The 10,349-nt window shown below is 73.8% G+C and carries 12 protein-coding genes; 9 read left to right on the forward strand and 3 right to left on the reverse strand.

The window, feature by feature from the left end; all coding sequences use genetic code 11:
* Positions 1–56 precede the first annotated feature (56 nt).
* On the reverse strand, positions 57–812 hold the full coding sequence (locus ACIBR0_RS05455; protein WP_357034446.1) for an ABC transporter permease: 756 nt from the start codon (positions 810–812) through the stop codon (positions 57–59).
* Positions 809–1,540: an ABC transporter ATP-binding protein gene (locus ACIBR0_RS05460; RefSeq protein WP_396712813.1), complete on the reverse strand. Its 732-nt coding sequence runs from the start codon at positions 1,538–1,540 to the stop codon at positions 809–811. The genes ACIBR0_RS05455 and ACIBR0_RS05460 overlap by 4 nt, the downstream gene beginning before the upstream one ends.
* 107 nt (positions 1,541–1,647) lie before the next feature.
* On the opposite strand from ACIBR0_RS05460, the gene ACIBR0_RS05465 reads away from it, so the two are divergent.
* The 5 genes from ACIBR0_RS05465 to ACIBR0_RS05485 all read left to right on the forward strand — a co-directional run bounded on the left by ACIBR0_RS05465 (position 1,648) and on the right by ACIBR0_RS05485 (position 5,795).
* Positions 1,648–2,040 carry a MerR family transcriptional regulator gene (locus ACIBR0_RS05465; protein ID WP_357034450.1) on the forward strand — a complete coding sequence of 131 codons (393 nt, stop codon included), beginning with the start codon at positions 1,648–1,650 and terminating at the stop codon, positions 2,038–2,040.
* Entirely contained in the window at positions 2,034–3,038 is a 1,005-nt protein-coding gene (locus ACIBR0_RS05470) for an aldo/keto reductase (protein WP_396712814.1), read from the forward strand. The genes ACIBR0_RS05465 and ACIBR0_RS05470 overlap by 7 nt, the downstream gene beginning before the upstream one ends.
* Before the next feature lie 81 nt (positions 3,039–3,119).
* Entirely contained in the window at positions 3,120–3,545 is a 426-nt protein-coding gene (gene hisI / locus ACIBR0_RS05475; RefSeq protein WP_396712815.1) for a phosphoribosyl-AMP cyclohydrolase, read from the forward strand.
* Positions 3,542–5,095: an anthranilate synthase component I gene (locus ACIBR0_RS05480; protein ID WP_396712816.1), complete on the forward strand. Its 1,554-nt coding sequence runs from the start codon at positions 3,542–3,544 to the stop codon at positions 5,093–5,095. The genes hisI and ACIBR0_RS05480 overlap by 4 nt, the downstream gene beginning before the upstream one ends.
* A gap of 55 nt (positions 5,096–5,150) precedes the next feature.
* A complete protein-coding gene (locus tag ACIBR0_RS05485) occupies positions 5,151–5,795 on the forward strand; it encodes a Trp biosynthesis-associated membrane protein (protein ID WP_396712817.1) in 645 nt (214 codons plus the stop codon).
* Between the two features lie 41 nt (positions 5,796–5,836).
* Here the strand turns inward: ACIBR0_RS05485 and ACIBR0_RS05490 are convergent, their stop codons facing one another.
* On the reverse strand, positions 5,837–6,094 hold the full coding sequence (locus ACIBR0_RS05490) for a hypothetical protein (protein ID WP_396712818.1): 258 nt from the start codon (positions 6,092–6,094) through the stop codon (positions 5,837–5,839).
* 443 nt (positions 6,095–6,537) lie between these two features.
* Here ACIBR0_RS05490 and trpC point away from each other — a divergent pair, with 443 nt between their 5' ends.
* From trpC to ACIBR0_RS05510, 4 genes are all read left to right on the forward strand, one after another.
* Positions 6,538–7,341, forward strand: a complete 804-nt coding sequence (gene trpC, locus ACIBR0_RS05495; RefSeq protein ID WP_396712840.1) for an indole-3-glycerol phosphate synthase TrpC — start codon at positions 6,538–6,540, stop codon at positions 7,339–7,341.
* Between the two features lie 38 nt (positions 7,342–7,379).
* The gene (gene trpB, locus ACIBR0_RS05500) at positions 7,380–8,624 is read left to right on the forward strand and encodes a tryptophan synthase subunit beta (protein ID WP_396712819.1); all 1,245 of its coding nucleotides are present in this window, start codon (positions 7,380–7,382) and stop codon (positions 8,622–8,624) included.
* Positions 8,621–9,424: a tryptophan synthase subunit alpha gene (gene trpA, locus ACIBR0_RS05505; RefSeq protein ID WP_396712820.1), complete on the forward strand. Its 804-nt coding sequence runs from the start codon at positions 8,621–8,623 to the stop codon at positions 9,422–9,424. Before trpB ends, trpA begins: the two co-directional genes overlap by 4 nt.
* Before the next feature lie 388 nt (positions 9,425–9,812).
* A partial coding sequence (locus tag ACIBR0_RS05510) for a transposase (RefSeq protein ID WP_396712821.1) occupies positions 9,813–10,349 on the forward strand: 537 nt, incomplete at its 3' end.

Here is a 10,349-nt window from a genome sequence, read left to right on the forward strand (position 1 = left end):
CCCGTCCTGGCCCGCCACCGGTCGTGCCGTGGTCGGCGGGCCGTGCCCCGCCGGCGTCAGCCGCTGCGGCGGCGCAGGGTCGCGGCGGCGAGCACCAGGGCCAGCACCGCCGACCCGGCGACGACCGCCAGGTCCCGCCACATCGTGCCGGTGGGTTCGGCGTTGGCGCCGACCTCCTGCAACGCCTCCACGGCGTACGACAGGGGCAGCGCGTCGCTGACCGCCTGCAGCCAGCCGGCCATCTCACCCCGGGGCACGAACAGCCCGCACAGCAGGAGCTGGGGGACCACCACGAGCGGCATGAACTGTACGGCCTGGAACTCGGTGCGGGCGAAGGCGCTGCAGAACAGCCCGAGCGCGACGGCGAGCACCGCGTTCAGTGCCGCGATCAGCAGCACCAGGCCGCTGTGCCCGGCGGTGTCGAGGTCGAAGACCCAGTACGCCACGGCCGAGGCGATCACCGCCTGGACGGAGGCGGCCAGACCGAACGCGAGGCCGTAGCCGAAGAGCAGGTCGAGCTTGCCCAGCGGTGTGGTGAGCAGGCGTTCCAGCGTGCCGGTGGTGCGTTCGCGCAGCATCGCGATGCTGGTCACCAGGAACATGATCACGAAGGGGAAGAAGCCGAGCATGATCAGCGCGACCCGGTCGAAGGTCGAGGGCGCACCGGGCGGGGCGGGCTGGTCGACGTACATGAAGTAGACCAGGGTGAGCAGCGCGGACGGCACCACCGCGAGCAGCGCCAGGGTGCGCCGGTCGTGCCGGAGCTGGCGCAGGATGCGGCCGGTGGTGGCGGCGAGGATCCGGGGGTTCACGACGCCTCCTCGACGTCGGCCTCGGTGGCGCGGATCAGCCGGAGGAACGCTTCGTCCAGGTCGTCGGAACCGGCGGCGGCGCGGATCGCGTCGGGGCTGTCGTCGGCGATCAGCCGCCCCTCGCGGATCAGCAGCAGCCGGTCGCAGCGGGCCGCCTCGTCCATCACGTGACTGGAGACCAGCAGGGTGGTGCCCGTCGCGGCCATGGCGTGGAACTGCGCCCACAGGTCGGCCCGCAGCACCGGGTCCTGTCCGACGGTGGGCTCGTCGAGCACGACCAGTTCCGGCTCGGCGACCAGGGCGCAGGCGAGCGACGCCCGACTGCGCTGACCGCCGGAGAGGGTGCCGACCAGTTGGGTGGCGGCGCGCGCGAGCCCGACGTCGGCCACCGCACGGTCGGCGGCGGCCCGACCCCGACCGTGCAGGGCGGCGAAGTAGCGGGCGTTCTCCCGGACCGTCAGGTCCGCGTAGACGCTGGGCGCCTGGGTCAGGTAGCCGACCCGCCGGCGCAGATCGGGCGACCCCGCCGGCCGGCCGAGCACGGTGACGGTGCCGGCGGTGACCACCTGCACCCCGACCACCGCGCGCATCAAGGTGGTCTTGCCGCTGCCGCTGGGCCCGAGCAGCCCGGTGACCGCCCCGCGCGGCACCACCGCGTCGATCCCGTGCAGCACCCGCCGTCCGCCCCGGTCGACGACCAGGTCCCGGACGACGATCGCGTCCTCCATGACACCTCCCCAAAAACTCAACACCTGTTGAACTCAACGCTAGATGAATAACCGACCTGCGCGCAACGGTTGACTTCGCGTGCACTCGAACTGGAAGCCTTGAGCCCGTGGACATCAGCACGCGGGAGCCGACCCTCACCGTCTCCGAGGCGGCCGAGCGGGTCGGCCTGACCACCTACACGCTGCGCTGGTACGAGCAGGAGGGGCTGGTGGCCCCGGTGGGGCGCGACTCGGCCGGACGGCGGCGGTACACCGGGCGCGACGTCGACTGGCTGCTCCTGCTCACGCGGCTGCGCCGCACCGGGATGCCGGTACGCGACATGCGCCGCTACGCGGAACTGGCCCGCCACGGCGACGCCACCCTGCGGGAGCGGCGGGCGCTCTTCGAGGCGCACCGCGCCCGGGTGCTCGATCGGATGGCCGAGTTGGAGGAGGACCTGAAGGTGCTCGACTACAAGATCGACATCTACCGGCGGGCGGAGGAGGGGAACGCATGGTGAGGCGACGGGTGGGCGCGGGCGGACCGGAGGTTTCGGCCGTCGGCCTCGGCTGCATGGGCATGAGCTTCGCGTACGGCGCGGGCGACGACACCGAGTCGACGCGGACCCTGCACCGTGCCCTCGACCTCGGCGTGAACCACCTCGACACCGCCGACATGTACGGCGCGGGCGCGAACGAGCGGCTGCTCGGCCCGGTCGTCCGGGCCCGCCGCGACGAGGTCTTCCTGGCCACCAAGTTCGGCAACCGGACCAGCGGCGTCGGCTCCGGCGGCACCGGGACCCCCGGCTTCTTCGTCGACAGCAGCGCCGCCTGGGCCCGCGAGGCCTGTGACGCGTCGCTGAGCCGGCTCGGGATCGACACGATCGACCTGTACTACCTGCACCGGCGCGACCCCGCGACCCCGATAGAGGAGACCGTGGGCGCCATGGCCGAGCTGGTCGCCGCCGGCAAGGTACGCCTCATCGGGCTCTCCGAGGTCAGCCCGGCCACGCTGCGCGCCGCGCACGCGGTGCACCCCGTCGCGGCGGTGCAGATGGAGTACTCGTTGTTCAGCCGGGACGTCGAGGGCGAGATGCTGGCGACCTGCCGGGAGCTGGGCGTGTCGCTGGTGGCGTACTCGCCGGTCGGGCGGGGCCTGCTCACCGGGGCGATCACGGGTCGCGACCAGCTTGCCGACGACGACTGGCGACGCCACGCGCCGCGCTTCGCCGACGGCAGCCTGGACGCCAACCTGAAGCTGGTCGAGGCGGTCCGGGCGGTGGCGGCGGAGATCGGGTGCACGCCGGCCCAGGCGGCGCTGGCCTGGCTGCTGGCGCAGGGCGGGGACATCCTCCCGATCCCGGGCACCAAGCGGGTGCGGTTCCTGGAGGAGAACGCGGCGGCGGCCGACCTGCGGCTCGGCCCCGACCAGGTGGCACGGCTGAGCGCGGCGGTGCCGCCCGGAGCGGCGGCCGGCGAACGGTATCCCGAGGCGGCGATGAGATTCGTCGGCCACTAGGGCGGGTGTCGACCGGACCGGCATTCCGGCAGACGGGAGCCCGCTCCGGTGCCCGCGCCGCGTGCGGGACAATGGGTCACTGTGCCCGTACCTGACGCGCCGGTGACCGGCGCCCACCCCAGCCCGCAGCCGGCGGACGGCCCGGTCCGGCCCTCCCGGCTCGACCCGGCCATCGCCGACCGGCTGCGCCGCACCCCGGACGGTCTGGTCGCCGCGGTGGTGCGCCAGCACGACTCCGGGGAGGTGCTGATGGTCGCCTGGATGGACGACGAGGCGCTGCACCGCACCCTGACCACCGGCCGCGCCACCTACTGGTCGCGCAGCCGGAAGGAGTACTGGGTGAAGGGCGCCACCTCCGGCCACCACCAGTACGTCCGCTCGGTCGCCCTGGACTGCGACGGCGACGCGCTGCTGGTGAGCGTCGACCAGGTCGGCGCGGCCTGCCACACCGGGCACCGCACCTGCTTCTTCTCGGAGCTGCCGGTCAGCGCCGGAGGGCAGTCGTGACCGACGGCACGGTCAGCCCGGACCTGGCCACCTTCGCCGCCCGCGCGGGAGCCTGGCGGGTCGTCCCGGTCACCCGGCGGCTGCTCGCCGACGCGGAGACCCCCGTCGGCGTCTACCGCAAGCTCGCCGGCGGGCCGGGAACGTTCCTGCTGGAGTCGGCCGAGCAGGGCGTCGGCTCGGCCGGGCTGGCCTGGTCGCGGTACTCCTTCATCGGTGTGCGCAGCAGCGCCACCCTGACCACGTCCGAGGGTGTGGCGACGTGGACCGGGCAGCCGCCGGCCGGCCTGCCCACGTCCGGTGACCCGGTCGAGGTGCTGCGGGCGACGGTCGAGGCGCTGGCCGGGCCGCCCCCCGACCCGGCCGCCGACCTGCCGCCGCTGACCGGCGGCATGGTCGGCTTCCTCGGCTACGACCTGATCCGGCGTTTCGAGCGGCTGCCCGACCTGACCGAGGACGACCTCGGCGTGCCCGAGCTGGGCATGATGCTCGCCACCGACCTGGTGGTGCTGGACCACTACGACGGCTCGGCGATCCTGGTCGCCAACGCGGTCCTCCCGCCGCCGGGTGAACCGGACCGGGACGCCCGGGTCGTCGCCGCGTACCACCACGCCGTCGGCCGGCTGGACGCGATGACCACGGCCCTGTCCCGGCCCATCCCGCCGATGATCTCGACGGTGGACCGGCCACCGGCCGGTGACGTGCTCTGCCGGACGCCCGAGGGCGGCTACCCGAAGGCCGTCGAGGCGGCCAAGGAGGCGATCCGGGCCGGCGAGTGCTTCCAGATCGTGCTCGCCCAGCGCTTCGAGCGGGAGACCCACGCGGACCCGCTGGACGTGTACCGGGTCCTGCGCACCACCAACCCGAGCCCGTACATGTACCTGCTGCGCTTCGACGGCTTCGACATCGTCGGTTCGTCGCCGGAGGCGCACGTGAAGGTGACCACCGCCGTTGACGGGGAGCGCCGGGCGCTGCTGCACCCGATCGCCGGCACCCGCCCGCGCGGGAGCACCCCGGAGGCCGACGCCCGGCTCGCCGCCGAGCTGCTCACCGACCCGAAGGAGCGGGCCGAGCACGTGATGCTGGTCGACCTGGGCCGCAACGACCTGGGGCGGGTGTGCCGGCCCGGCACGGTCGAGGTGCCGGAGTTCGCCACCATCGAGCGCTACAGCCACGTCATGCACATCGTCTCCACGGTCGTCGGCACGCTCCGGGAGGACCGGACCGCCTTCGACGCGCTCGCCGCGACGTTCCCCGCGGGCACGCTCTCCGGCGCGCCCAAGGTGCGGGCCATGGAGATCATCGAGGAGCTGGAGCCGGTCCGGCGCGGCCTCTACGGCGGCACCGTCGGCTACTTCGGTTTCGGCGGCGACCTGGACATGGCGATCGCGATCCGGACCGCCCTGATGCGGAATGGGCGCGCCTACGTGCAGGCCGGCGCGGGCGTGGTGGCCGACTCCGACCCGGCCGCCGAGGACCAGGAGACCCGCAACAAGGCCGCCGCCGTGCTCGCCGCGATCGCCGCCGCCGAGACCCTGCGGCCGGCCCGGTGAGCGCGAGGAGTGCAGCGCAGCGGAGCCCCGCAGTCGCGAACGAAAGGCGGGCCCGATGAGCGCGGACACCGGCCCCGGCCCGGCCACGCCGGACGACGGCGCCGCCGGGGGCGCGCGGCCGGTGCCGGTCCGGCGCGAGATGACGTACGCGGTGCTGCTCTCCGTGGCCGGCGCGGGCCTGGCGCTGTGGGCGGCGACCCGCACCTGGGCGGTCGAGCTGACGTCCCGCCCGACGCCGCTGCCGCCGGTGCGCGAGCCGGCGACCGGCGCGGACCTGCTGCCGTGGCTGCCGGCGCTGGCCCTGGTGGCGCTGGCCGGCGGCGGCGCGGTGCTGGCCACCCGGGGCCGGCTGCGCCGGGCGCTCGGCGCGCTGATCGGCCTGCTCGGCGTGGTGGTGGCGGCCGGCGGGGCCTACGGCCTGGTGGCGGCCTTCGACGGCGAGCTGAGCCGGCAGTGGCCGGCGCTGTGCCTGGTCGGTGGGGTGTTCGCGGCGGCGGGTGGACTGCTCACCGCTCGACGCGGGCAGCGGTGGCCGGCGATGGGCGCGCGGTACGAGCGGCCGGCCCGCCGCCCGGGGTCCGCCACGTCCACGGAGCCGGACGCGACCGGCGCCCCGCAGACGCCGGACCGGGTGACCGGGCGGCGGACGACCGAGGCGTGGGACGCGCTGGACCGAGGTGAGGACCCGACGGTGCGCTGACCGCCGGCCGGGGACGACCGGCGGCCGTTGGCGGACTCGGGTCAGCCGACGGGCTGGCGGGTGCGGGCGGCGGCACGGGCCGCGGCCAGCTCGGCCACCAGCCGGTCCAGCTCGGCTCGCTGGTCGGCCCGCGCGCGGTCGGCGCACACGGCCTCCCAGGCGTTGCCCCGCGCGGTCCGCATGCGCGCCTCGCCGACGACGGCGCGTTCCACCGTGTGGACGACGTTGACCGCGAGCGACGCGACGGTACGGGAGATGGTGGTGAGCCCGATGGTGTCGTGCGGGCCGGCAGTGCTCATGATCACCCCGCTGGAGATCGTCGGGACGGTTGGGGTCAGACGCCTCGTCGAGTCTGCCCGAGAAAGATGCTCGGCGGCTCAGGTTTCGGTGTGGTGACCGTCGCGTCAACTCTCCGCCCACGCCCCTGAGCTGGGAAAGGGCCGTTCGGCCTTGAGGCACGTCACAGCATCGACGGCGGTCTCCGGCGTCGGCGCCGGACGGTGCCGCGGCGTCGCAGGTGACGCCGATCGGTGGGCGTGATGGCGCTCCGTGATCCCGATCTCACCGGAAGTCGGCCATTATGCCCCAGCCCAATTCGTGAGGAGCGCCATACCCCCGGCACCCCGTCCGAGGTGGCGCCCCCTAGCATCGGCCCATGACACCCGGAGAGGGGAGTCCGTTGGTGACTGCTGAGCATGCGCACGCGGAGGGGGACGAGGCCGGTCCGGCAGCGTCCGTAAGCGTGCTCGACGAGATCCTGGCCGGCGTACGTGAGGACGTCGCCCGGCGGCAGGAGTTGGTTCCGCTGGAGCGGATCCGCGAGTTGGCGGCCGCCGCGCCGCCGCCGCTGGACGCGTACGCGGCCCTGCGCAAGCCGGGTGTGGCGGTGATCGCCGAGGTGAAGCGCTCCTCCCCGTCCAAGGGGAAGCTGGCCGAGATCGCCGATCCGGCCGACCTGGCCGGCGACTACGCGGCCGGCGGGGCGCGGGCGATCAGCGTGCTGACCGAGGGTCGCTGGTTCGGCGGCTCGCTGGACGACCTGGCCGCCGTCCGCGCCGCCGTGAACATCCCGGTGCTCCGCAAGGACTTCGTGGTCTCCAGCTACCAGGTGCACGAGGCCCGGGCGCACGGCGCCGACCTGGTGCTGCTGATCGTCGCCGCCCTGGAGCAGAACGCTCTGGTCGGCCTGCTGGAGCGGATCGAGTCGCTCGGCATGACCGCGCTCGTCGAGGTGCACGACGAGGAGGAGGCCGACCGGGCCATGGAGGCCGGGGCGCAGGTGATCGGGGTCAACGCCCGTAATCTGCGTACCCTGGAGGTCGACCGTTCGGTCTTCGAGCGCATCGCGCCCGGCCTGCCCAGCAACGTGGTCAAGATCGCCGAGTCCGGTGTGCGTGGCCCGCACGACCTCATCCGGTACGCCTCGGCCGGCGCCGACGCCGTCCTGGTGGGTGAGGGTCTGGTCACCCAGAAGAGTCCCCGGGAGGCGGTGGCCGAGCTGGTCAACGCCGGCAACCACCCGGCGACGCCCCGCCCCGCGCGCTGAGCCGCGCCGGGGTTCGTCCGCACTGAGAGGAACCCGCGATGAGCGCCGACGCACTGGCCACTCCGGCCGGTCAGTTCCCCGACACCGCCGGCCACTTCGGCCGCTTCGGTGGCCGGTTCGTCCCGGAGGCCCTGGTGGCCGCGCTGGACGAGCTGGACGGGGCGTGGCGCACCGCGATGACCGACGAGTCCTTCCGGGCCGAGTTCGGTGCTCTGTTGCGCGACTACGCCGGCACGCCCTCGCTGCTCTACACGGCGAAGCGGTTCTCCGAGCGGGTCGGCGCGCGGGTCCTGCTCAAGCGGGAGGACCTCAACCACACCGGCGCGCACAAGGTGCGCAACGTGCTGGGTCAGGCCCTGCTGACGAAGCGGATGGGCAAGTCCCGCGTGATCGCCGAGACCGGGGCCGGCCAGCACGGCGTGGCGACCGCCACCGCCGCGGCGCTGTTCGACCTCGAGTGCGTGGTCTACATGGGTGAGGTCGACACCGAGCGGCAGGCACTCAACGTCGCCCGGATGCGGATGCTCGGCGCCACCGTGGTCCCGGTCACCACCGGCTCGCGGACGCTGAAGGACGCGATGAACGAGGCGATGCGGGACTGGGTCGCCAACGTGGACGACACCCACTATCTCATCGGCACCGCCGCCGGGCCGCACCCGTTCCCGGCCATGGTCCGCGACTTCGTCCGGGGCATCGGCGACGAGGCCCGGCAGCAGTGCCTCGACCTGACCGGCGCGCTGCCGGACGCGGTCACCGCCTGCGTCGGCGGCGGCTCCAACGCGCTGGGCATCTTCCACGCCTTCGTCGGCGACCGCGACGTGCGGCTGTACGGCTTCGAGGCGGGTGGCGCGGGTGTGGACACCGGCCGGCACGCGGCGAGCATCACCGGCGGCTCCGCCGGGGTGCTGCACGGCACCCGGACGTTCGTGCTCCAGGACGCCGACGGGCAGACCGTGGAGTCGCACTCGATCTCCGCCGGGCTGGACTACCCGGGCGTGGGCCCCGAGCACGCCTGGCTGCACGAGACGGGCCGCGCCACGTACCTGCCGGTCACCGACGACGAGGCGATGGCCGCCTTCGAGCTGCTCTGCCGCACCGAGGGCATCATCCCGGCCATCGAGAGCGCGCACGCGCTCGCCGGCACCGTCGCGATCGCCCCGAAGCTCACCGCCGAGCTGGGCCGCGAGCCGGTGATCGTGGTCAACCTCTCCGGGCGGGGCGACAAGGACGTCCACACCGCCGGTGACTACTTCGGCATCCTCGACAAGGAGGCTGGACGATGAGCCGGATCGGGGTCGCGTTCGACAAGGCCCGCGCCGACGGGCGGGCCGTGCTGGTCGGCTGCATGCCGGCCGGGTTCCCGACCGTGGAGGGCAGCATCGCCGCGATGACTGCCATGGTCGAGGCCGGCGTGGACGTCATCGAGGTCGAGATCCCGTACTCGGACCCGGTGATGGACGGCCCGGTGATCCAGAAGGCGAGCGACATCGCCCTGGCCGGTGGCGTCCGCACCGCCGACACGCTGCGCATCGTCGAGGCGGTCGCCGCGACCGGTGCCCCGGTGGTCACGATGACCTACTGGAACCCGGTGGAGCGGTACGGCGTCGACGCGTTCGCCCGGGACCTCGCCTCGGCCGGCGGCACCGGCCTCATCACTCCGGACCTGATCCCGGAGGAGGCCGACGAGTGGCTGGCCGCCTCCGACGCGTACGGGCTGGACCGGACGTTCCTGGTCTCCCCGTCGTCCACGGACGCGCGGCTGGCGATGACCGTGGCGCACTGCCGCGGCTTCGTCTACGCGACGGCGGTCATGGGTGTCACCGGTGCCCGGGCACAGAACTCCGACGCCGCGCCGGTCCTGGTCAGCCGGGTCCGGGCGGTCACCGACCTGCCGGTCGGCGTGGGCCTGGGTGTGGGCACCGGCGCGCAGGCCGGCACGGTCGCCGGGTACGCGGACGGCGTCATCGTCGGCAGCGCACTCGTCCGCTGCGTGCTCGACGCCGAGGACCAGGCCGCCGGCCTCACCGCCCTGCGCACCCTGAGCGCCGACCTGGCCGAAGGCGTCCGCACCCCCACCCGCTGACCCCACTGTTCCCCGGCCCCGCTGCCTTCTCCCGCGATCTTGCACTTTGTGCCGCTGGTTCGGGCGGAATGTCCCGTATGCCGCGACCCAAAGTGCAAGACGCTTCTATGTGTGTGGTGATCGGTTCGGCTGGTTGCCGTTAGGGTTCGGCGTTGGTGATCACTTGGGTGACTCTGCTAGCGATCCGGCCGCTCGGAATCGGGTGTGCCTTGTGCAAGACCTGTCCCCGGGTGGTCGTCGGCGCCGGCCCGGCCCACCCTGCTGGCCTGATCAGAAGCCTGCCCGTGCGAGCACACGTGGCCCATCACAGATCTGCCGCCGTGGTGACTGCATCCCGAGCCGACGCCGACTGTCCCGGTCGTGGCTGGCAAAGGAGCAACAACCCGAGATGACAAGGATCGTAGAGCGGATCGCGGATTGCTACGACGTGGTGGTGGGGGTGGATACCCACACCGACACGCACACCGCTGCGGTGCTCGACCGGCTCGGCGCGGTGCTGGCGCAGGTCACCGTGTCCACCGACCCGGACGGGTTGAGCCGGTTGTTGGCCTTCGCCGCCGCGCACACCCCGCCGGACGGGCGCCGGTTGTGGGCGGTGGAGGGCACCCGGGCGCACGGTCAGGGACTGTGTCGAGTGCTGACCGGCGCCGGTGAACCGGTCTGCGAGGCACCCAAACCCGCCGCCGCGGTCCGCCGCCGGGGCGGCAAGTCCGACCAGCTCGACGCGGTCGCTGCCGCCCACGCGGTGCTCGCCCTGCCCACCGACCGCGTCGCCGTGCCCCGCAGCGACGGACCACGCGAGGCACTGCGCCTGCTGCTGGTTTGCCGCCGCCACCACAGCGACGCCCGCACCGCCGCGGTCAACCTGGTCAAAGCGCTGATCCTGACCGCCGACGACCCCTTGCGCCACGCGCTGCGCGAGCTG

Source organism: Micromonospora sp. NPDC049497 (genome assembly GCF_044465805.1).
Classification (GTDB): domain Bacteria; phylum Actinomycetota; class Actinomycetes; order Mycobacteriales; family Micromonosporaceae; genus Micromonospora.